This window comes from Orbaceae bacterium BiB (assembly GCA_036251205.1).
GTDB lineage: Bacteria > Pseudomonadota > Gammaproteobacteria > Enterobacterales > Orbaceae > Orbus > Orbus mooreae.
The window spans coordinates 2,204,252-2,227,863 of record CP133958.1; the positions used below are offsets into that span (position 1 = coordinate 2,204,252).

Annotated in this window: 20 protein-coding genes, 1 tRNA gene and 2 pseudogenes; 6 read left to right on the forward strand and 17 right to left on the reverse strand. The window is 36.4% G+C overall.

Going from position 1 to position 23,612, the window contains the following annotated elements; all coding sequences use genetic code 11:
- Window positions 1-151: 151 nt before the first annotated feature.
- Window positions 152-224, reverse strand: a tRNA-Leu gene (locus RHO11_10410).
- Window positions 225-542: 318 nt separating this feature from the next.
- On the opposite strand from RHO11_10410, the gene rtcR reads away from it, so the two are divergent.
- Both rtcR and RHO11_10420 read left to right on the forward strand, forming a co-directional pair.
- Window positions 543-2,168: an RNA repair transcriptional activator RtcR gene (gene rtcR / locus RHO11_10415; GenBank protein ID WVD60896.1), complete on the forward strand. Its 1,626-nt coding sequence runs from the start codon at window positions 543-545 to the stop codon at window positions 2,166-2,168.
- A gap of 121 nt (window positions 2,169-2,289) precedes the next feature.
- Window positions 2,290-3,000, forward strand: coding sequence for an IS6 family transposase (locus tag RHO11_10420; GenBank protein WVD60897.1), 711 nt, complete (start codon window positions 2,290-2,292; stop codon window positions 2,998-3,000).
- Between the two features lie 301 nt (window positions 3,001-3,301).
- On the opposite strand, the gene RHO11_10425 is transcribed toward RHO11_10420, so the two are convergent.
- Window positions 3,302-4,456 (reverse strand): SEL1-like repeat protein, encoded by a 1,155-nt coding sequence (locus RHO11_10425; GenBank protein ID WVD60898.1) that lies wholly within the window; start codon window positions 4,454-4,456, stop codon window positions 3,302-3,304.
- 119 nt (window positions 4,457-4,575) lie between these two features.
- On the reverse strand, window positions 4,576-7,245 hold the full coding sequence (locus RHO11_10430; protein WVD60899.1) for a DUF4132 domain-containing protein: 2,670 nt from the start codon (window positions 7,243-7,245) through the stop codon (window positions 4,576-4,578).
- A gap of 154 nt (window positions 7,246-7,399) precedes the next feature.
- Between RHO11_10430 and RHO11_10435 the strand changes: the two genes are divergently transcribed.
- Window positions 7,400-8,110, forward strand: coding sequence for an IS6 family transposase (locus RHO11_10435; protein WVD60900.1), 711 nt, complete (start codon window positions 7,400-7,402; stop codon window positions 8,108-8,110).
- Between the two features lie 45 nt (window positions 8,111-8,155).
- On the opposite strand, the pseudogene RHO11_10440 reads toward RHO11_10435, so the two are convergent.
- Both RHO11_10440 and RHO11_10445 read right to left on the reverse strand, forming a co-directional pair.
- Window positions 8,156-9,231, reverse strand: a pseudogene (locus RHO11_10440) (IS3 family transposase).
- Window positions 9,232-9,363: 132 nt separating this feature from the next.
- Window positions 9,364-10,209 (reverse strand): hypothetical protein, encoded by an 846-nt coding sequence (locus RHO11_10445; protein ID WVD60901.1) that lies wholly within the window; start codon window positions 10,207-10,209, stop codon window positions 9,364-9,366.
- Between the two features lie 77 nt (window positions 10,210-10,286).
- On the opposite strand from RHO11_10445, the pseudogene RHO11_10450 reads away from it, so the two are divergent.
- From RHO11_10450 to RHO11_10460, 3 genes and pseudogenes are all read left to right on the forward strand, one after another.
- Window positions 10,287-10,460: pseudogene (locus RHO11_10450) on the forward strand (IS6 family transposase).
- Window positions 10,461-10,556: 96 nt separating this feature from the next.
- Entirely contained in the window at window positions 10,557-10,850 is a 294-nt protein-coding gene (locus tag RHO11_10455; protein WVD60902.1) for a transposase, read from the forward strand.
- 14 nt (window positions 10,851-10,864) lie between these two features.
- Window positions 10,865-11,704 (forward strand): IS3 family transposase, encoded by an 840-nt coding sequence (locus RHO11_10460; protein ID WVD62887.1) that lies wholly within the window; start codon window positions 10,865-10,867, stop codon window positions 11,702-11,704.
- A 426-nt stretch (window positions 11,705-12,130) separates the two neighbouring features.
- Here RHO11_10460 and RHO11_10465 read toward each other — a convergent pair whose 3' ends face one another.
- From RHO11_10465 to RHO11_10520, 12 genes are read right to left on the reverse strand one after another with little or no spacing between them, the layout of a single operon-like run.
- The gene (locus RHO11_10465) at window positions 12,131-13,357 is read right to left on the reverse strand and encodes a beta-ketoacyl-ACP synthase (protein ID WVD60903.1); all 1,227 of its coding nucleotides are present in this window, start codon (window positions 13,355-13,357) and stop codon (window positions 12,131-12,133) included.
- Complete coding sequence (locus RHO11_10470; protein ID WVD60904.1) at window positions 13,354-14,085, reverse strand: 3-ketoacyl-ACP reductase FabG2; 732 nt, start codon at window positions 14,083-14,085, stop codon at window positions 13,354-13,356. Before RHO11_10470 ends, RHO11_10465 begins: the two co-directional genes overlap by 4 nt.
- 17 nt (window positions 14,086-14,102) lie before the next feature.
- Window positions 14,103-14,564, reverse strand: coding sequence for a 3-hydroxy-fatty acyl-ACP dehydratase (locus tag RHO11_10475; GenBank protein ID WVD60905.1), 462 nt, complete (start codon window positions 14,562-14,564; stop codon window positions 14,103-14,105).
- Complete coding sequence (locus RHO11_10480; GenBank protein WVD60906.1) at window positions 14,564-15,745, reverse strand: beta-ketoacyl-[acyl-carrier-protein] synthase family protein; 1,182 nt, start codon at window positions 15,743-15,745, stop codon at window positions 14,564-14,566. Before RHO11_10480 ends, RHO11_10475 begins: the two co-directional genes overlap by 1 nt.
- Window positions 15,746-15,750: 5 nt before the next feature.
- A complete protein-coding gene (locus RHO11_10485) occupies window positions 15,751-16,323 on the reverse strand; it encodes a DUF3261 domain-containing protein (protein WVD60907.1) in 573 nt (190 codons plus the stop codon).
- Between the two features lie 25 nt (window positions 16,324-16,348).
- Window positions 16,349-18,673: an MMPL family transporter gene (locus tag RHO11_10490; GenBank protein ID WVD60908.1), complete on the reverse strand. Its 2,325-nt coding sequence runs from the start codon at window positions 18,671-18,673 to the stop codon at window positions 16,349-16,351.
- Window positions 18,651-19,253: an outer membrane lipoprotein carrier protein LolA gene (locus tag RHO11_10495; GenBank protein WVD60909.1), complete on the reverse strand. Its 603-nt coding sequence runs from the start codon at window positions 19,251-19,253 to the stop codon at window positions 18,651-18,653. Before RHO11_10495 ends, RHO11_10490 begins: the two co-directional genes overlap by 23 nt.
- On the reverse strand, window positions 19,250-19,672 hold the full coding sequence (locus tag RHO11_10500) for a thioesterase family protein (GenBank protein ID WVD60910.1): 423 nt from the start codon (window positions 19,670-19,672) through the stop codon (window positions 19,250-19,252). Before RHO11_10500 ends, RHO11_10495 begins: the two co-directional genes overlap by 4 nt.
- A complete protein-coding gene (locus tag RHO11_10505) occupies window positions 19,662-21,419 on the reverse strand; it encodes a glycosyltransferase (GenBank protein ID WVD60911.1) in 1,758 nt (585 codons plus the stop codon). The genes RHO11_10500 and RHO11_10505 overlap by 11 nt, the downstream gene beginning before the upstream one ends.
- Window positions 21,410-21,757, reverse strand: coding sequence for a hydroxymyristoyl-ACP dehydratase (locus RHO11_10510; protein ID WVD60912.1), 348 nt, complete (start codon window positions 21,755-21,757; stop codon window positions 21,410-21,412). Before RHO11_10510 ends, RHO11_10505 begins: the two co-directional genes overlap by 10 nt.
- Complete coding sequence (locus RHO11_10515) at window positions 21,757-23,118, reverse strand: hypothetical protein (GenBank protein ID WVD60913.1); 1,362 nt, start codon at window positions 23,116-23,118, stop codon at window positions 21,757-21,759. Before RHO11_10515 ends, RHO11_10510 begins: the two co-directional genes overlap by 1 nt.
- Window positions 23,088-23,531 carry a hypothetical protein gene (locus RHO11_10520; protein WVD60914.1) on the reverse strand — a complete coding sequence of 148 codons (444 nt, stop codon included), beginning with the start codon at window positions 23,529-23,531 and terminating at the stop codon, window positions 23,088-23,090. The genes RHO11_10515 and RHO11_10520 overlap by 31 nt, the downstream gene beginning before the upstream one ends.
- Between the last annotated feature and the right edge of the window lie 81 nt (window positions 23,532-23,612).

Here is a 23,612-nt window from a genome sequence, read left to right on the forward strand (position 1 = left end):
CTATTATCCAGTTTGTTTACCTTGGCAATCATAATGACTTGCTAAGTTAACCGGTTTGTTCTTGCGGATAAGCTTGGTTCGATACTTTGTCACTTGGCTTATCTAACGTCGATCACTGACTGTGTTTGTTTTTTCTACTTTTGTTTTACGGTTTTTGAAGCAGGATTCGAACCCACTACATATCGATCCTTAGTCGATTGTTCTACCAGATGAACTATTCAAAATTGACTTTTACACAGTCACCTAATCACACAGTAAGGAATACATGTTGATAATCTTCCGTCCTTTTATCCCGTAGATAAACCCGTAAAGGATTCGCGATGTACCTTGCTGCTATCAAAAACAGCATTTATTTGCTTAGGTATATTTGATATTGCGAAAAGCGTGCCAAAAAATAGAAAGGAATGGAAATATTTTTTAATTAATTGATTTATAGATATAAAAAATAAATATCATTAATGCACAGGAAATATATATAGATTTTAATGGCCATAAATTTTATAATTTTATCAAATCATTTATATAATATTATAAACTTAATCATGAAAAAGAACGTGGTATTTGGTTTTTTAGGTAATGTGCTGGATAACCGAGGTAGAGGTAAAAAACGCTGGGCGCGCTGGCGGCCAACCATTGATTTGTGCCGACAAGCTGATTTAGCTATTTCTCGTTTAGAATTACTTTATTTTGCAAATGATGAGCAGCTACTTTGTGATATTGTTAATGATATCAAAATCCTATCTCCCAATACCGATGTTAAACCCATTGCCATCAATATTGCTGACCCATGGGATTTTGAGCAGGTTTATACGTGTTTATTTGATATTGCTAAACGATATTCTTTTGATCCAGATAAAGAAGATTACTATTTGCATATCACAACCGGAACCCATGTGGCGCAAATTTGTTGGTTCTTATTAGCTGAATCACGTTACTACCCCGCTAAGTTATTGCAAACATCACCGCCAGTAAAATCAAATGACGTTGAAGAAAGAGTTTATCATAATGAAGCGGAGCAGATTGCCAATAGTCTTCGAGGAAAAGCCAACACCATTGATTTGAATCTTAATCGCTATGATCAAATTCTCACCCGTTTTCAGCAGTATGCCAGTGAAGCTACCGAGCTGTTAAAATCGGGCATCGCCACACGTAATAAACAGTTTAACCAGTTAATTACTGAAATCGAGCAAGTGGCCAGCCGTTCTTATGCACCGATGTTATTATGTGGGCCAACTGGCGCGGGAAAATCATTTTTAGCGAAACAGATCTATTTACTTAAACAAAGTAACCATCAAATCAGTGGTCAATTTGTTGAGATTAACTGCGCCACCTTACGTGGCGATAGTGCGATGTCTACCTTATTTGGTCATGTGAAAGGAGCGTTTACCAGTGCAAATCAGGCGCGTATTGGACTACTAAAAAGTGCCGATAGTGGATTATTGTTTTTAGATGAGATCGGAGAGCTTGGGCTAGATGAACAAGCAATGCTATTAAAAGCTATTGAAGAAAAGCAATTTTATCCATTCGGTAGTGATAAACCCATACAGAGTGACTTTCAGCTGATTGCCGGTACCAATAAAGACCTTAAACAGGCAATAAGCAAAGGCGAGTTTCGTGAGGATTTGTATGTCCGTATTAATCTGTGGAATTATACCTTGCCAGGGTTAGCCGATCGTAAAGAGGATATCGAACCCAATATCGATTATGAACTGGCACGTTACGCCAAAGAATATGGCTTAATGCCGCGCTTTAATCGCGAGTCGCGCAGCACCTATTTGCAGTTTGCCACCTCGAATGAAGCATTATGGCAAGGCAACTTCCGTGAACTCACTGCATCCATTACCCGTATGGCAACGCTGGCACCACAAGGGAATATTACGGTTGAGCAAGTTCAACAAGAGATTAAACGTCTTAAGCAGAACTGGCATCAAAATAGGCAATATAATGCATTAATCCCACTCGAAATCGATGAGTTTGATCGTTATCAGCTTGAGAAAGTGCTTGAGGTGTGTCAAAAAAATCCGACATTATCTGAAGCCGGTAGACAACTGTTTGCGGTATCAAGAACCAAAAAACAAAAGAGCAATGATGCCGACAGGCTCAAAAAGTATTTGGCGAAGTTTGGGCTGAGTTGGGATAAGGTTAAACAGGTGAGCCTAAATGAATAGCATAAGAGAACTTTTTTTTGATACGACAAAATACCAAGGGAATGCATTTTATTCCGAGGTAATCTCAGCATGGCAAGGTAAGGTACTGTCAAGTTAACTTATCTTTTGTATAATCATACATATGAATACTAATAAAATCTATCAACGACACCGTTACCATTCTTCGATTATTAGCCACTGCGTGTGGCTCTATTATCGGTTTACGTTAAGTTATCGTGATATTGAACTCATCATGATGAAAAAAGATATTTCTGTTACTTATGAATCCATTCGTTACTGGTGCATTAAATTCGGTAAACTTTATGCAAAACGAATTAAAAAAACGAAACGTTATGGTGATTATATTTATATGGATGAAGTCTTTTGTAAAATTAAGGGTAAACGTGTTTATTTATGGCGTGCCGTTGATCAAGATGGTCAAACGATTGATGTATTAGTTCAAGAAAAAAGAGACAGTAAAGCAGCTAAACGATTTATTAAAAAGATAAGGAAAAGTATTAAACAGCCTGCTTTAAAAGTGGTTACTGATAAGCTAAAAAGTTATATTAAGCCTATCAAAATGTTACTTTTATCTACACCTCATATTACTCAGCAATATGCTAATAACGGAGCAGAAAACTCACACCAAGCAACAAGGCTCAGAGAGAAGAAAATGCGTAAATTCAAGTCATTAAAATCAGCACAATTATTCTTGTCATGTTTTGGCAATATTTACGATCATTTTAATTGTGCTAGACATTTATGTTCAGCTAAAGCCTTTCGTATTTTAGCTGAACGAAGATTTACTGAATGGAATATCATGACCCAAATTGCGCCTAAAATTCAAAAATAGGGATTAAATGTCAAATTAAGATTTGTGTGAAAAAGTTAATTTGACAGTACCACGAAAATACTCGAGGAAATTTGCCGCGAAAGCGGCCGCAATGTTCAGGTCGAGAGCAGGATTATTAAGGACGGGCGGCCCCGTCCTTAATCGGTCGTGAGCCGTGAAGTTAATTGATAACCTGATATTCATCAAACGACCGAACAATCCCCAAAATCAGCAAAAAACCACTCGTTAAATAAGCTTCAAACTATATACTTTTGAGTGGGGATTTGATGCCATATTCAAGTTATTTTTTTTGCTAGCTTTATTAATAATTCATGTTTGATGTTAAAAACTGGTAGGCTTCGCACCCTTGTGCTGAACCGTTATCGCAAGCCTGGCGGAATAATTCCTGAGCTTTTTTCAAATCCTGCGTAATTCCCTTTCCGTGATAATACATAGTCCCTAAACCAAACAGGGCATCAGCCAAACCTTGCTCGGCAGAAAGTTGATAATATCTTAATGCTGTTGAATAGTTTTGCTTAATACCCTCACCATTCTCATACATGACAGCTAGATTACATTGTGCCTTCGCCATACCTTGGTTAGCGGCTAGTTCATAGTATTTTAATGCCTCAATATAACTTTGCTCTACAGCATTGCCGTTGTAATACAGGCTTCCTAATCCAAACTGAGCATCAGCCAAACCTTGCTCGGCTGAAAGTTCATAATATTTTAATGCTGTTGAATAGTTTTGCTTAATACCTTCACCATGCTCATACATGACACCGAGATTATATTGTGCATTCGCCATGCCTTGGTTAGCGGCTAGTTCATAGTATTTTAATGCCTCGCCATAATTCTGCGTAACGCCCAAACCCATATCATACATAAAACCCGCATAATATTGTGCTACAACTGAACCTTGCTTTGCGGCTAACTCATAGTATTTTAACGCCTCAAGATAACTTTGCGCTGCGCCATTCCCTTGGTAATACATAAGTCCTAAAAAAAATTGCGCATTTGCATCATTTTGATTAGCGGCTAGCTGGTAATAGTTTAAGGCATCAACATAACTTTGCTCAGTACCTTTACCATCATAATACATCGCGGCCAATTCATATTGCGCTTGAACATAATGTTGATCAGCCGCTAGTTTGTAATATGTTAATGCTTGTGAATAGCTTTGTTTAACACCATGACCGTGATAGTACATCAATCCCAAAAAATATTGCCCCTCAGCATAACCTTGATTAGCAGCCAGCCTAAAATATTTTAAAGCTTTTTTATAATTAAGTGCGCCACCATTAGGATCATAATAGCCCAAGCCTATATCACATTGAATTACTGGCGATTTTATTGCTTGCTTTTTAAACTGCCTTATTCGCCTTTTAATTGATAATTCATTGTTTTTAAACAACTTAAAATACTTTAGCCAAGTAAGTGACAATAGGCGTTTTAACTGGGTAAAAAATTTATTCATAATGTTATATTTCAACTAAGTGTATTGAATCTTAATACATAAATTAAATCGGCCACCAACCATTTTGGCGGAAATAGCTAGTATCGCCAGCGTAACGATTATCATGATTTAATTGCGTTTTATTTTGTACATAATTTAATAATTTGTTGATAATCGCGATATCCCTCCAACACGATTATTGGCGAAACGTGCGTTATTGAGACTATTTTTCGATGAAATGGCCTTTCATGACTAAAATTAAGACTTGCTGATATGAATTGTTCTGATTTTTCATCCGAATGGTCATTGATAAATTCGATGTTAATTGCAACATCTGAATGTTTAAATGTTTTGCTGTATATTTTTTGCTCTGAATAGATCGACCACGATGAAGCTTGATAATTTAACTGATGCAATAGTTTAATCATCATTCCACTATCAATCATTAAATTTTGATCTAGCTGAATCGATTGTTGTTGATAAGCGCTGCTTGGAATCACCACTTTTGGAAACTGATCAAACAGTGGGCTGATAGGGTGTTTTTCTAAATATTCAAGCCATGCGTCAACAATTGACGAGTCTAAAATAGCGCTGTGAGCTAGCATAATTTGGCTATTTGGTTTAAGTGTCACGTCATTTCCGTTGTAGTCAACGAATTGATCTGTATTTACCAACCTAAAGGCGTTAATAATCTGTTGTTCTGGATTGATTTCGATCCAAATTAAGCGCTGAGCGAGTTTATTCATAATCGTATGTTCAAGCAGCGCTGTTTGCCAATCTGATAGAGTCCATTGGTGTTGTAAACACATGGCTTCATATAGATGAGCAGTTTGAGTCTCAACGACTGATTTTAATGTTTTTTTACTCTCGGCTAAAATTGTTTTAGCCTGTTTTGCAAGTGATTCGCTATCATTAGCGGTAATAGCGGGCAGGGCTTTAATTGCTTTGCCATCACTGTTATGTAATTCTAGCTCACATCGATCATTGAGCGTTGCCAAAAATTGCCTTGAGCCATAATCTAAAATAAGTTGTTCATGTTCATTCCAATTAAGATTGGACAATATTCGTTCTGAAACTTGCCAATCATTCCAATTATTGCGTTCGACAATCTCATTTAATAAGGCTTTTGCACATTTTTTAACGGACGATATTTGGTATGAGCGTGCGATAGCATTTAAAAACTGAAGTAATAACGGGTGATTAGTCATCGATATGGCGTCAAGCATGTAACGGAACTGTTTATGCCTTGATGGGTATTTTTTTATATACTCTTGTAATAAACATTTAGCTTGATAACCATTAATTCCGATAATTAACGCCAGCATGCCTCGACAATTAATGGCCAAATCATCAACGCAACAAGATAAATAAAATTTTGTTAATTTGTCAACGAAGTCTTGCTCCACAACATGTTGATACTGTGGGTATAATTCTGGATTTGCTTGAGCTCGTTGATCCATCAAAAGCCTATTTTGTAATTCTTGTTGTGCTTGTGCCGTTGCCTGATCTAACGAAAACGTTCGCGTGTCATAAGTGATAAATGATTTGAGAATAAATACGCCCAGTTTTTGCTGGCTATCGGTGCTCAATAAATTGATATAACACTGTAAAATTGGATGGGTTTTAGGATCTTTAAGCTTAACCGAAAAAACAATCCACCAGTAGATAACACAAGGATCAATCGGCGAACCATCTTGCCATGTTAGCGTCGGGAGCATTTCTTTTTTCAACCAATTAATGGCAACCGGTATTTTCGTTTGCAAACCCTTTTGGGCTTGTTTTAATAAGGCGTCATGGCTTAAATAGTCATCAATATGCTCACCAAAATGCTGTAATGTCGCTAAAATAGCGGCCTTTACATCTTCTTTTTGTTCTTGTTTTAGCACTTGATACAGCACATTAATTGAAGATGGCTTTCCTATTTTAGCCAACCATTTTGCGGCAACAATACGCTCTTCAGCGTTAGTTGACCATAACGCTTTTTCCGCATATTGATGGATATCTTTTTGCGTCATTAATAAATATTGCGCCTCACTGCGCAAAGCTTTGGTCGATGCTAAAGCGATTGCGAATAAAAAAGAAACGTACTCATTAGGCAATCGCGGAAAATAAGATAAAATTTTAATAGCATTACGTGCGTCAAGCGTTAATAGGTTTTTATCTTTATTAGGGAATCCCAATGCATCGTCCAAATAATGCCTATTTTCAGCAAAAAATGGCCATACCAGCTCTTTATCCATCCATAAGTGCGCACTGACCCCACCTAAAAAGGCATACTCAATAGCATATTCAATGGAATACCCATCAATATTCTTCAGCACTTGTACAACTTGACGTAAATCAGCGTTACGCGCAATATCATAGTCATAAAAGCTATATTCAAAGCACCTCATCGGTTCTTTATGTAACTGAAAAGAACGAAATAGATGAAATAAGTTAAATTCAGGCAGTGCGAGTAATCGATCATCTTTCAAGATCACATTCGTCAATAATGAACTGCCATCTGGTAAGATTGATTTTAACTGATTTAACGTTTCATTAAGTGCCGCTTGACCGTTTAAATAGTCAAACATATTTTGTAAATCATCGGCTGTGATGCCTTGTATTTTAGTATAATCAGAGACAAAGCTAGAACAATCAACCTGATAGCGTTTATATTTATCAAGCTGCTGTTGGTGCTGTTGCTGTGACTTAGCTAAAAATAGATTAAAGTTTTGTTCTATTATTGACATTGCAACGGCGGGTAAAGGAAGATCGATAATTTCTGCATAAGCAGGGAGTACTAATACTTGCGAATCTGATGTTGTCATGATTGCCATAGTCCTTTTTATTTAAACACGCTATTTTTGTAAAGATTATAGCGTTAATATTTACGCTGTGTAGAAAAATTAGTACTTTGGTGTTGAATTCAATATAACTCTCGTTGGCACTGTCAAGTTAACTATTTTTTGTATAATCATACAGATGAATACTAATAAAATCTATCAACGCCATCGTTATCCCGCATCTATTATTAGCCATTGTGTCTGGTTATATTATCGCTTTACATTAAGTTATCGTGATATTGAACTCATCATGATGAAAAAAGGGATAGCTGTTACGTATGAATCCATTCGTTATTGGTGTATTAAATTCGGTAAACTTTATGCAAAACGAATTAAAAAAGTTAAGCGCTATGGTGATTATGTTTATATGGATGAGGTATTTTGTAAAATTAACGGTAAACGTGTCTATTTGTGGCGAGCAGTTGATCAAGATGGTCAAACCATTGATGTGTTAGTTCAAGAAAAAAGAGATAGCAAAGCAGCAACTAAATTTATTAAAAAAGTCCGAAAGAGTATGCAAAAACCCGTTTCAAAAGTCGTTACTGATAAACTAAAAAGTTATATTAAACCGATCAAAATATTACTTTCAACTACACCTCATCTTACTCAACAATATGCTAATAACAGAGCAGAAAACTCACACCAAGCAACAAGGCTTAGAGAGAAGAAAATGCGTAAATTCAAGTCATTAAAATCAGCACAATTATTCTTGTCATGTTTTGGCAATATTTACGATCATTTTAATTGTGCAAGGCATTTATGTTCAGCTAAAGCCTTTCGGATTTTAGCTGAACGTCGATTTAAAGAGTGGGGCGCTATTACCCAAGTTGTACCTAAAATTCAAAATTAGGGATGTAAATACCCCATTTGTAACACAGTGATCTCGTAGAATAATTTATGCAACATTTCGATATTCATATGGCGTCATATTATTCAGTGATTCATGTGGTCTTTCTCGATTATATTGTTCAATCCAATCAACCGTCATTTGTTTCACCTCATTTAAATTACGAAAAATATAGCTATCGAGTATATCTTCACGGTAAGTCCGGTTAAATCGTTCTATGTACCCATTTAGGTATGGACAACCCGGTTTAATGTAGTCAATTATAATCCCATGAGCTTTTGCCCTGTTGACAAAAACATCCGAGGTAAATTCACTACCGTTATCAGTCCGTATTTTCTCCGGATAACCATACCACTGAGCAAGCCTATCTAGATAACGTATTACCCGTAAAGACGGCATGCTCGTTGCAATATCGATCCCGAGTACTTCTCTATTAAAATCATCAATCACATTAAATGTACGAAATCGAACTTTATTATGCAAGCTATCACTCATAAAATCGACCGACCAAGACTTACCTAATGCATCAGAAGGTGCTAACGGTTTGGGGCATCTATTTGGTAATCTTTTTTTACTTTTGCGGCGCATATTCAATTTTAGTTCCGTATAAACACGGTAAACACGTTTATGGTTCCAGTGATAACCTAGCTTACGAAGTCGGTTAAAACACTTAGGAAATCCCCAACGATGATGCCGCTCGGTTAACCGATTTAATTCCTGAATGATTTCATCGTCATCGCTAAGTTTAGGTTCATAATAGTAAGCCGTGCGGCTAATACTTGAGACATCACAACTTTTAACCACGCTGACCTGATACTTTACCTGCAACTCTTGAGCCCAAACTTTTCTTTCTGTTACAGGTACTAAAGCTTTTTTATAATATCTTCTTGCATCAAGGATTTGAGACTCAACTCAGCATACATCTGTTTAAGTCGGCGATTTTCATCTTCAAGCACTTTTAAGCGATAGATATCGGACGCTTCCATTCCTCCGTATTTTTCTCGCCATTTATAAAATGTTGAATTCCCTATTCCATATTCACGGCAAATATCTTTAACCGGTATGCCTGCTTCGGCTTTTTTCAAAATAGCGACTATTTGGCTCTCTGTCATGCGTTTGCTCATTGTAAAACTCCTTTGGTTTATTTTAAAAGAAATTCTACGAGTATGCTGTATTATTTTAGGGGATATTTACAGGATTAAATATCAAATTAAAATTCATTCTTAAAAATTAATTTGACAGTACTAATCTAGTCGCTATGGTTGTTCATAAGGGTAGTGTTTACCAACTAAGTCATACTGCTGTTCAATTTTGGCTAGCTCTTCAAGCGACTCAGCTCGTGAAGCTTTATCAATACCTTCTGGCCAACTAAATTCAGGGGCAAAGCAGTTACATAATCGACCTAACCAAAAACGACCACGGATTTTGCTTTTGTAATTCATATTCGGCATGCCATTCATATAACTCAATAGCCAACGCCACTCGCTGTGATTGATGTAATTGGCATTATCCCATAAGCTAAAATAGTCCATCAGGGTGTCAGTTTGCAGGTCAACTACCGCCGCACAAACCTCCTGCTGTAAAAAGAAACCTTTACGCGTCACCATGCCTTCAATATTTTGCCAGTCATAGACTTTAATGACCGGCTTATAAAGCTTGACAATTTCCCTTAAGGGAAAATAATAATGGCGCTTACTTAACCTAGGCTCATACACATAGACTTTACCTGTTTTACGATTAAAACGCACTGGGTAGTCGGCTGGCCAAATAACAGCTTTGGCTAGTTGTGATAGAGGTAAAGTTAATGCAAACAAAGAAAATATAATTAATCCTAACGAAAATGCTAGATCACTGTATATAGAATAAGGATTAACATCGTGCAATAATGATATTCCAGCATAAATGGCGAAAAGAAACATACCAGATCCACTTAATGCAAGAGCCATCTCTAAAGTACGGTCTATTTGACCACTGGTTCGTCCAATTTCAATAAGCGTATCATTGCCAAAACGAAGGTTAGTTAATTCGTCGTAGTTTTTAACCGGTTTAAATTTTACTAAGTCTTTAGGGTAATGCTTATACCCCAATTTAAATTCTGCCATTACTTATTCCTACTCATATTTCAAGATAATCTTCTAAGGCACTATCAAGTTAACTTATCTTTTGTATAATCATACAGATGAATACTAATAAAATCTATCAACGACACCGTTACCATTCTTCGATTATTAGCCACTGCGTGTGGCTATATTATCGGTTTACGTTAAGTTATCGTGATATTGAACTCATCATGATGAAAAAAGGGATAGCTGTTACATATGAATCCATTCGTTATTGGTGTATTAAATTCGGTAAACTTTATGCAAAACGAATTAAAAAAGTTAAGCGCTATGGTGTGATGTGCTCCTAGTTTAATGGAGACTTTTTAGTAACAAAAAAGGAGTCTCAAATGAGTAAAAAATACGATCCCAAATTTAAACAAGAAGCGAGCAATTTAGCCCTAAATAGCGAACAAACTTATCGACAAACAGCCAATGATTTAGGTATAAATTACAAAACATTTTGTAATTGGATGTACCAAACGATGAATAAACCAACCCATCAAGCGATAAAATCAAATAAAAAACCAGACTATCACGAACTTGAGCGTCAAAATAAAGCGATGAAAAAAGAGCTTGAGCTACGTAAAAAGGAGATCGATATCCTAAAAAAGGCCGCTCAGTACTTTGCGAGCCTGAAATAGCCAGGTACGAATTTATTAAAAAGCAAAACACGCTATCTAAGCGTCGTTTATTTCATCTATTTGACGTGTCAAGTAGTGGTTACTATGCCTATTTAAAGCGATTACCGTCTCAGAGAACAGTGTTTAATCAGCAGCTTGACAAAAAGATTGAAACACTATTTGAAGATCATCGGCATCTCTATGGTTATCGGCGTTTACATGTCGAACTTTTGGAGGAAGGCTATTGTTTATCACGTGAACGAGTTCGTCGACGAATGCACAAGCTTCACCTTAAAGCAAAACAACGCAAAAAGTATAAACAAACAACGCACAGTAACCACAACAAACCGGTCGCTGAAAATATTTTAGATAGGCACTTTACCATGGACACACCTAATCAAGCTTGGGTATGCGATATAACTTATATTAAAGTGAACGGACAGTGGTTATACCTCGCGATTGTACTTGATCTCTACTCTCGTAAAATCATAGGCTGGGCGATGGATACGCATATGGAAAGCTCGCTAGTTTGTCAAGCCTTAACTATGGCTTTGCTTCATCGGGGCTATCCGAGTAAAGTGATTGTTCATAGTGACCGTGGTGGCCAGTATTGTTCCGATGATTACCAAGCTATATTAACGGCTTATGGCTTAACGTGTAGTATGAGTCGCAAAGGTAACTGTTGGGATAATGCGGTGGCTGAAAGCTTTTTCCATACCTTAAAAACAGAATGGATTTACCGACACAAACTAGAAAATATGGCACAAGCTAAATCGATGCTCTTGTGGTACATTGAGGTTTACTATAACCGAGTAAGAAAACATTCATATTTAAACTATTTATCACCTGTTCAATTTGAAGAAAAAATGATTTAATAATTTGAAAATAACTCTCCACTAAAATGTGGGCAGATCAGTTTTAAATGCGTTAAATCTAAAATCAAATTACCTCTCCTTAGCATAAGTAGTGCGAGTCCTGGAGCAGGAATCGATGAAAACAAGTAATGAATTGATTAACCGTGATTATTTTATTTTTTCTATCAAAGTTGACTCCAATATTGCTCCAATACTTCATTTGCTGTAGAAATATACAATTTAAGCTAAGTTTTACGATCATTTTAATTGTGCAAAGCATTTATGCTCAGCTAAAATTTCGAATTTTAGCTGAACGAAGATTTAAAGAGTGGATTTTATTACCTAGGTTGTGCCTAAATTTCAAAATTAGAAGATAGTTATCAAATTTAGCTTCATGTAAAAAAGTTAATTTGACAGTACCATCCCTATATGCAATACGTCCATTTTTTAAATACGTTTTATAATAATTGATGTATTAATTCCACCAAATGCAAAATTATTGGTTTGAACATATTCAATATCTAAGTTTCTACCGTTACCTATAATATAATCGAGATCTCCGCAGTTAGGATCTGGAGTAAGAAGGTTAATCGTTGGATGGAACCAACCTGAATGCATCATCTCAATTGATAGCCATGCTTCTAAAGCTCCACATGCTCCCAGCGTGTGCCCCAAATAGCTTTTTAATGATGAAATCGGTGTTTTATTACCATATATTTCAGCTGTAGCGTTGCTTTCTGCTATATCACCACGCTCGGTTGCTGTACCATGAGCGCTAATATAACCAATCGCGCTTGCTGGTAAGTTTGCTTGTTTGAGTGTTTGTTCAATACAGATTTTCATAGTCTCTTTGCGTGGTTGTGTAATGTGGCTTGCATCACAGTTTGTCACAAAGCCAACGATTTCAGCATAAATTTTAGCACCTCTAGCCTTGGCATGTTCATACTCTTCAAGTATTAATGCACCAGCACCTTCACCAATCACTAAACCATCACGATGTTGATCGAATGGGCTAGGGGAGCTTTTGGGATGAGAATTTTTTTGACTAGTTGCAAATAAAGTATCAAATACAGCTGCTTCTGATGGGCATAATTCCTCTGCACCACCTGCTACCATAACAGTTTGCATGCCATATTTTATCGCTTCATAAGCATAACCAATCGCTTGACTCCCCGATGTACAGGCACTAGAGGTCGTGAGTACACGACCTTTTAAACCAAAGAATAATCCCGTATTCACGGCTGTAGTGTGGGGCATCATTTGCACGTAGGTCGTTGCGGTGATATTGTTGGTATGTTTTTCATTAAGCATGGTTGCAAATGCGGCAACAGGAGACGTGCTACCGGTTGAGGAACCGAATGCAATTCCTGTTTGACCCTCTGTTAGTATCGGATCACCAAGTAGTCCAGATTGTGTCAGTGCGATTTCTGTGGCTCGGGTGGACATTAATGAGACTCGCCCCATCGAACGAATTTTTTTTCTAGTATAGTGATCTGGTAAGCTAAAGTCATCAATAGGGGCGCCAAGTTTAGTATTTAATCCATCATAAATTTCCCACTCAGGCATATATCTTACTGCATTGTTTAATTGTTTAAGCTTATCTTCAATAGATTTCCAGTCATTACCAAAGGCAGTTATTCCACCCATACCTGTTATGACTACTCGCCGACTCATATCATTCCTCCATTAACTGATATAACCTGACGAGTAACATAGCTAGCAATGTCTGACATTAAATAACTGGCTAGCCCGGCAACTTCATCAACTGTGCCCATTCTTTTGAGTGGAATCATTTTCATCGCTTCTTGTAGTGCTATTGGTTCCATGTCTAAAATTCCGGTATCAATTAATCCAGGAGCAATACAATTAACGGTAATTTTCCGTTTGGCTAGTTCAAGTGCGAGCGCTTTACTGGCGCCAATTAGTCCTGCTTTTGCTGCACTATAATTAACTTGTCCTCGGTTACCCGTAATTCCTGATATTGATGAGATTACGATAATACGTCCGCCATTGCGAAGTCCAATCATTGGCATTATACAAGGATGTAGTACGTTGTAGAAACTATCTAAATCTGTATGAATAACATCATTCCAGTCTTTTTCTGTTAGAGCTGGAAATGCGCCATCACGAATAATACCTGCATTATTAATGACTCCGTAAAAAGCACCATGTTGTTCAATTTCTGCTTCAAGGATTTGTTGGCATTGTAAGCGATTACTGACATCAAATTGTAATAGTCGTGCCTTGCCCCCGAATGATTCAATTGTCGTGAGCGTATCTTGAGCACCTTGTTTATCGCTATGATAGTGAATAACGATAGTGAAACCATCTTGAGCAAGTTGACAAGCAATTGCTTTACCAATTCCTTTGCTTGCTCCGGTTACTAGAACTGTTTTTTCCATTATTATTATTCTCCTATTTATTTCCGACTAACTAACTGTTCTAATTCAAGATGATCAGGCTCATAAACATTCAATTTACCCGTAGCAACCGTTACATCATCGACGCTGATTTGGCAATCAAAATTAGCTAGTTTGGTATCGGTAAGGACTAGTTTCGCGTGAATCATTAATGTACTGTCTGTTTCAAATTTCGCGAGTTCCATTTTTATGGCTCGTCCGCCGAGTAACATCCCTAATTGGCATTGGTGATTGTTTTTCAGACCATGATAACCATTCCATACCCCAATCGTTTGTGCCATAAGCTCTATTACGTAGACATTGGATAAGGTATGCTGTGGCGTTAAAAAAGGAGCTAAAATACCGTTTTTACTGACATTTACACTACAGATACAGTTTTCTTCATCGATAAGATGAACATCTTGAATCATAACCATTGGTGTATCATGAGGTAAGTACTTTATTGCTAAATGGTATTGCATTATTTTTTACCAATAATGAGAGAGGTATTATTGCCGCCAAATGCAAATGAGTTTGACATAATCAGCGGTTTTTCTAATACCATATCATGAGTAATTATCGAAATTTTATCCAATTTTGAATCAAATGGCGATATGGAAAAATCTTGTTGAGGTAGTTTCATTTTTTGTTCAATGAGTAAATAGCTGAGCGCTAATTCAGTTGCGGCAGCCGTTCCTAATGTATGACCCGTTAAATGTTTCGTGGAGCTGCATGGGGTATTTGTGTGTTGAAATAAGCGATATACCGCTTTACTTTCAGCTAAATCATTTAGTTCTGTAGCCGTGCCGTGCAAATTTATATAACCAATATCACTCGCATTAAGACTCGCGTTGTGTAGTGCCATTCTCATCGCTTTTTCGGCACCAGTACCATCGGGGTGTGGAGCAGATATGTGGTGAGCATCAGAAGACTCACCCGTTCCTAAAACCGCAATATCGCTGCTCTCTTTTTTTGTTAGCAAAAAGAGTGCGCTAGCTTCACCAATATTAATTCCATTGCGGTCTTGTGAAAAAGGCATACAAGGCATCTTTGAAATTGAGTCAAGGGCATAAAAGCCATTAATTGGCATTCTACTTAAGCTATCGGCCCCCCCAACAATTGCAGCATCAACGATACCGGCATCAATTAAACGTTTACCGCTAATTATTGCTCTTGCACTTGATGTGCATGCAGTAGATATTGTATAAGCGGGGCCTTGTAAGCCGAGTAATGTTGCTAAAAAGCACGAGGGATCGCCTAGCTCTTGTTGATTATATGTGTAGTGTTTGGGTAAGGTTTGGGTTTGTAAATAATGCTTAACAGCCAGATCACCTTCATGAATCCCTGAAGTACTGGTTCCCATAATCACAGCTACTCGTTGTTGACCATATTCGGCAATGATTTGCTCAATTTCTATCTTAATTTGTAAATAGGCATTATAGAGTAATTGGTTATTACGACTCGCAAATTGTTGAAGCGCATCTGGTATTACTGATAATGGATAATCTGCTTCACCAAACCAACTACTTTCATCATTCAGTATCCAGCCTTTTTTCTTGGTCAGATGATGGGGAGCATTGTAATTTTGAGCCAAAGACTGTCTCATATTAGCAATATTGCTTCCTAACGAATTAACTGCTCCCAATGCCGCAATATAAACCATAATGTTTACTCCATACTCTCTATCGCAATTTGATAATTAAACACCTTATGTTCAATATTACTTGGTTTGCGAATTTGTGATGATAATGGTTTCTGATAGGTAATATCAATGACTATTTCATGTTTATCATTCAGCAGCTTTCGATGGTATTTATCATCAACTAATTGCCATTTTGCAGGCAATACTGCTAGCCATGTTTGTATTGGATAAATGCTTAGCATGATGTCAGATAAAATTTGCGAGGCTGGAGGTAGTTCTTTGATAAAAATATACTGTTCAGTAGTGATCACGTTATCATGATACTCAATTTTAAATAGTCGAATGCCTAATGTTGATAGGCCAACGACGTTTAATGTGTCGTTATTCACATCGACTAATACAATTAATGAATTTTGTTGCCCGTTATAATTAAACGTTAATAGTTGTTGGTCGTGATAGGTTTGACCTAAAATTGGTGAGGGTAAATTTACTTTAGTTTCTTTTGTTAACCATGTTTCTGTAGCTGACGTAGAGGGTTTTGCACAAGCTGTTAGTAAAATAACTAAAAAACTGGTCATTAAAAATAAATAAGATTTCATGTTGTTCTACCCGATAATTACATTGTTATTTTTTATAATGTGGTTTGATAACTAATGGCGCAAATAAAAACGCCGCAAAAATACCGCCAACTAAGACTAAACCAAAACCAACAATTGCACTTGTGTGGCTTAACACCAATAAGCCAAATGAGAGTAGAGTGGTTAATGCTGCCATAGATACGGCTAATAATGCACTTTGTTTTTGTTCGCTATGATTACTTAAAAATAAGCTGTAATCAATACCGATTCCGATCACTAAGATAAGAGCGAGCATCGAAAATAGGTTAAGAGGTTGCTGTGTGAAACCCTGTATCGATAGTGCACACCCTACCGATAATAATATTGGTAACGTGCTTTTTAGTGCCATTTTCACGCCATGATGACGATTTCGATAAATGAAGCTCAAACAAATAACGATAATCGTTGCGATTAATAATTGTGTTAAATGTACACGATAATTGGTAAACATATTGTTAAACTCTTGCCTACGATCTAACCATTCTACACCGGGTTCATTTTGTGCTAATTGTTTAACTGCATTGATATTGGTAATGCCACTAATGGGAATTAATGCTGCACTGTGACCATTTTCTTCGCTAAACCACAATAATTTTCGTCCCTGGCTAATAGCATGTTGTAGCCACAGTTCTGGCGTTATTAGTTCATGATTAACTTTTTCAATAGACGGAAATTTGATATCTAGTCCTAGTTGCTGTAATGCAGTAATAATATCAGGTGAATATTGTTCAATTATCGCAATATTTTGTTGCTGTTTTTGCTTTGATGGTAAGTTGATGGTTTGATATTGCGTGAGAATCCCTTTTTGTTTAGCATCCTCTAATTTAGGTAAAAATTGTTCTAAATGTTGTAAGGTTTTTTCTGGTGTTTCACCATAAACAATAAACCACTTTTGATCGGTAGACTGTTTAGTAATAGCAATAATCTGTTGTTCTTCACTATGTAATATAGGCGGAATAGTTTGTAAACGGCCAATATCATCATCAATCGTTAAATTAGCAAGCCCTACACCGATAAAGATTAGCGCAGCAAAGATCATGCTGAGTTGCATCGCTTTTTTTTGCCATAAATTTAACCAGAGTGTTAATAACGTCTGTCCTGTGTTAGCCCTGACTTGTAATTTATGCACTAAAAATGGATACCACAAGATGACAGATAAAAATGCACCAATTAAGCCAAAACAGGCAAATATTGATAATTGTTTTAGACCTGGGAATGGTGTTATTAACAAAATAAGATAAGTGATAAGGCTTGTATATAATGCAATTACTAGTGTCGGTAACAGTTTAGTTAAACTTTGATTTGGTGACTCTCGATCACCGTGTAACAAGCGTTCAGTAAGATAGTGTAATGAATAATCGATTGCTACACCAATAATGCTTGAACTCATGACAATAGTCATAATATGAATTTCTCCAAATATGACTAATACAGCAATGGTACCACATAAGATACCGATAGCGATTGATAAGAGTGTTAATAAGATGGGACGGATTGAACGAAAAACAGCTAGTATTAAAAAAATAATTCCCAGCATGGATAACGTGCCAATCGTTGATATATCGCTTTTTGCTTGTGTCGCAGCGTTATCACTATAAAATATTACGCCGCGTTTTAGTATTTCTGTATTTGGCCATTGTTGTTTTAACTGATTTTCTAGAATTGATAGTTGGTTGACGATTTGGTGCGACTGTTTCATATTGAAAGATGAACCCGTTAGCTCACCATAAAGCATATACCATGTATTACCATCATTATCTTTGCCGGTTAACCAATTATTGGTGATGCTTAGATTCCCAGCAGTACTTAATTGATTAATTTGGGCAGAACGCGTAAGTAATAGAGGATCATTATTTAACTCATTGACACTTATACCGCTAAAAGGTGAGTAGATTTGACTGAGAACCCAATCAAACTGTGTTTGCTCCCTAAGGCGATTAATAGTTTGAGGATCGGCGAGTTGATAACGATACTGGTAAGCAAAGACTCCCCAATCTTGTTGAAAATTTTGGTCAAATTGACCATTAATGTCTTGAATAAAATCTTGTTGTTTGAGCGTGTTATACCACCATTGAACAGCTTGTATTTCATCATTCGTAGCAGGTTTAATTAACCAGACGATTTGTTTATCTAATCTATCTTGAAATCCGTTGATTAAATCAATAGGGACATTATTGTTTTGTTCCTGTGGCAGTAGCGATAAAACACTGCTATTTATCTTACTGTTAGGTAGCAAATAACTGGCAAAAAATAGTAAGCCAATCACGATAATTAACCATGAAATCGCCCATTTCTTTAGCCTTATATGGTTACTGAAATAATTGTTTTTCATCAGTGGTTAAAGGTTTTGTATTATGGTTCGTGAATGTGATAATGGTTTTATCATGTTGCTTATCATCTATTATAATTTGTGATAAGTATTTAGTACCACTAAGTTCTATTTGGGTAAAAATCTTATTCAAGGGCGCTGCCTTAGGATGCAAAATAAGTTGCCATTGTTTGTCTTGTTGAGAAAGGGTCAGAGTAAAGTTTTGTTCCAGTGTATTTTTATCAGCATCAAATACCGCACTCAATAATGAATTGAATTGAAATAGCTGAGGTTGTGCTTGTGCTGTAATAATTTGTGGTGCTTGGTTTGCAATTTGTTGTTCCATGCGTTGATCGTTCATTTTTAACGTCATGATAAATGGCGTTTTTTGTTGCCACCATAATCCTAATGTCTTACTGATAATCATCTTACCAGTTGAATGTAATGGTTTACTTAAACCTTGAATATAACGATCTTGTGTAAAATCAGCTCGAGTTACTGGGTATTGAGCAAATTGTAGCTGTAGCTGTTCTAAGGTTATTGCATAGCTAAAATGGCTGACCATCATCAATAATGTGAAGCAGGTGATGAAATATTTTTTCATTTTAATAATCCAAATCGTTCTAAGAAAATATCTGGTGTGATGAAACTCATCTCTTTTGTCTGTGTAGATAGTGCTACTTGTATGGTATAGCCTGTTGTCGTTTTTTTGCCTGTTTGCGCATCACGGATAATATAGCCAATTTTAATGCGATTTTCGAACTCTTCTAACTGTGCGGTAATCTGTAACGTTTGTTCGGCTACTGTCATTGCCGTGTATTTTAATCGGGTGTCAACGATTGGCCAAGCATAGCCCGATTCAATCATCTCTTTATAACCATAATTAAATTTTTGGAATAGCGCTTCTCTCGCTTTTTCAAAAAATTTTAAGTAATTGCCATGCCAGACGACGCCCATTGCATCCGTGTCGTGAAATGATACAGTTAGTTCAGTTGTGATGCAGTAGTCAGGATTATTTTTCATTGTGAGTTGTACTTGTCTCAATGTTATGTGGTTTGGGTGGCGTAAATCGCCAAAAGTCATAAAAGTTAAACCAGTCTAAAGGCGAAATTAGGCAATAGTGTTCTAAACGCGAAGCATAATTTTGCACAATGCTTGACAGCACGGCATCACGGTCTTTTCTGGGTAAAATTAATTTATCGGTAAAATGTTCAAAATAGAATTGAAATCGACCATTTGGTTTGAGTCCCCAAATGAGATAGACCGGAAAACCTAATACGGCAGATAAGATAAAAGGACCTTTTGGAAAAGGGGCTGGTTGCCCTAAAAAGTTTGCCCAAATCACGGAATTTTCTGATGTTCTTTGATGGATATTGGTTGACGTTCTATCGCCTACGATTGCAATCCATTCACCCGCATCTAATTTTTGCTTGAGTAAAATTGCAGTATCGGCACCGAGCGTATCAACTTGTATTAAATTAATTGTTGATGTGGGATTAACCTCTTTTAAAACTTGATTAAAGCGCTTGGCATGATGAGTAAATACTAAAGCATTAATGGTGACATTATGAGACAGATTAGCAATGGCGCGGCACATTTCTAGATCACCGAGGTGAGAACCAATTAAAATAATCCCTTGTTGTTTTTCAATGATATCTAAGCACTGTTTTTTATCTGGATAATAGAGATCGTTAATTTTTATATCACCTTGCCAACTAGCGAGTTTATCTAACAACGATTCACCAAAACGATAAAAATGGTGAAATGTGGTTAACTTCTTTTGCTCAACTAAAGCGACGCGATCATAGTGTTGATTGATTTTTTGTAAATAAGCTTTGGATGCTTTACGTTGGTTTGTCCCTGTTAACCAAAAATAAGTGATGACGGGTAGCATAATCCATTTCGCGGCTCTACGACCCAGCCATCGATATAAACTAAGAATAAATTTTATTCCCCATAAACCTTGTCTTTCTTTAGTTTGTGACCAGTGTAGTTGTGTACTCTTCACTGAACGATTCTGTTTTAGTAATGATATTGCACGCGGTAACATACCAAAAAATAGTTTAGTATGCATCCATGAGATAAGTAAGTTATCTTTAAAGGCTTTAAAATGCGATACTCCATCTTTAGGATAAATCACTTTTGTCGGTACAAAAATAGTCGGTGTTCTTTCCCAATAGAGTCGAACCATAATCTCGGTATCAAAGTCCATTCTATGACCAATTGAGTATTTTTTGATTACGCCAACGGTATTGGCTAGTGGGTAAATTCTAAATCCACACATGCTGTCTTTTATTGAAAAAGACAATGTTTCAATCCAAACCCAAACATGAGTAATATAGCGAGCGATTAAACGATGTTTAGGAACGGATTCATCATATATTGGTTGACCAGAGATGAGTAACTCTGGATATTGATGAGACACTTCAATGAGTTTAGTAATATCTTGGCAGTTATGTTGCCCATCAGCATCAATTTGGATTGCATGTGAATAGCCCTGTGAATAGGCGTGTTGTATTCCGGTCATGACTGCAGCTCCTTTACCCTGATTAGTCGGTAAACGAATTAAAGTCACCCAAGCAAATTGTGCAGCAAGGTGTTGGAGTATATCAGCCTGAGTGATATCACTTCCATCATCAATAAGAAAGCAGTCTATTTGGTATAATTCAAGATTTTCTAATACCTTAAAGAGCGTATTACTATGATTGTAACAAGGGATTACAAAGCAATATTTATAGGCGCTATCGGATAAAATAGTCTTTATGGACATAGCTTTAGTTTTCCTGAACTTGCAATTTTATTTGCAACCATATAAAAAAATTGTAGTTTACGTAAGTCACTATCCCAGACAATATTCAAATGCAATCGATCGTTGGGGAGTATTGGGGTCTGAAATTTGATCACATCAATTGATGCAATTTCTGCTTGAATATTTAATAATTTTTTACTGTAATGCATTACCCAATTTAATTGTGTAACCCCAGGTAATAAAGGTCTTTCGGGGAAATGTCCTTTAAACCACAACAGATCGTCAGGAACATCGAGTTCAAGATCTATACCGTTGGCATTTATAGTAATATTTAATTCATTAGGCAGTGTTTTTTCCATTATTTTCTCTGCGTATCAAATAAAGCTTGTAACTCGATATAGATCAATTTCCCCTGATTATTGACTGGGTATTGTTCGACAAATCGCCATTTTTTGGGTATCGCGACTAATGATAATTTATCTTTTAGATATTGTCGAAAATATTGTGATAATCGGAAATGTCCCAATTGCTGTTGTTTATGTTTGCCAATGTCTGATAGTTGTACAACGCCAGCTAAAATTATTCGATTGTTTTGTTCCAGCGTAATGACTTTCACGCTGATAATCTCAGGTAATTGGTTAAGCTGATTTTCAATATAGGTCAGTGATACGCGTTGCTCTGCAACTTTGACTATTCTATCGAGACGTCCATCAAGATGAAACTGATTATGACTAAGTGAATTAATTTTATCGCTGAGTGGCAGGGCTTCATCCAGTAATGGTGATATAAGAATCGATTTTTGCTTAACATATTTTAATATCATTTGTGGAAAAAGTTCCCAAGGCATATTTTCTCGATACTGCACTCTTGTCGCGATAACGCCTGTTTCACTTGAACCATAAATTTCATTAGGTAATGCACCTAGGCACTGTAAACTCAAATTAGCTTCTTGATAAGATAGAGGCCCTCCCGCTGATATTACTTTCTTACATTGGCTATTTTTTAGTTGATAGTCTAAGGTTTTTAGCATTGACGGTGAGGTGATATAGACTATATTTTTTGCACTATACGTGGTGAGCTGTTCTTGATAGTGAATCTGTTCACAAATAAACGGTGCTCGATTAGCCAATGCTAACATAATTTTAAAGGTTAACCCATACATATGATCATGAGCAACTGATGCTGCAAATAGATAATCAGATAATGAACCAAAATAGGTAGTAAGAATCTCACTCTCTTTTTCGAGCTGTTGGATTGTTTTTATAATTGGTTTTGGTAGTCCAGTGGAACCCGATGTAAATAGGGTCACTTGTGACAGCGGGAAGTTATCAGGTAAATATGTTGTTAGATGATCGCCATTTAATTGATTAATGTTGATAATGATATTATCAGGTAATTGAGTATGATTTCTATCGTCATCTGTTAGTAGCGCTTGATAGTATTGCTGCATTTGACTATAACGGGGATTTAGCAACATAGGTTGTTTCCCTGCATATAGTAACGCAAGTATTCCTGCAACAAAATTAAAGCTATCTTGCATAGCAAGCGCCCAATATTGAATTGGTGATTGAGTAACCTCTTGATATATTTCAATTACTTTTGTTCTTAGGTCAAGTATTGATAAAGGACTATTTTGACGAATAGCAATTATTTCATTATCATTACGATAAATTTGCCGACATAATGGGACTAATGTTGGTATTTTTTGCGAATGAGCCATTCTCCCCCCATTAGTAAAGCAATTAATAGATAACTGATTCCGCCATTATAAAGTGTCCACAGCTCAATATTTCCGACTAAACATGTTATTAGTGCGATGCAGCCGTTAACGATAAAAAATAGACACCAACAACGAGTTACGTTATTTGTATATTGTATTGCTTTTTCAGATAAGTCAGGATTCTGTATTCTTGCAAATCGTTCAATGATTGTAGGAGGATATTGCAAGGAATAGCTAAAGATAATTAAAAAAGCAATATTGACGATAACTGGATAGTAAAGTAATAATTGGTATTTAGTAAAGAGCAAGCTAGCACTAACTAAAAATAGTCCCAAGCAAGGAACAATTTTGGCAAACCAACGTAGTTGTGAAAATATGCCGGGTTGAGTGAATAGTCTCAAGATAAAAATCATGATCAAAAATAGTACCGCTAAATTAATATATCCATTGCGGAATGATATAAAGATAATCAGTGGATAACAGGCTAATAGGAT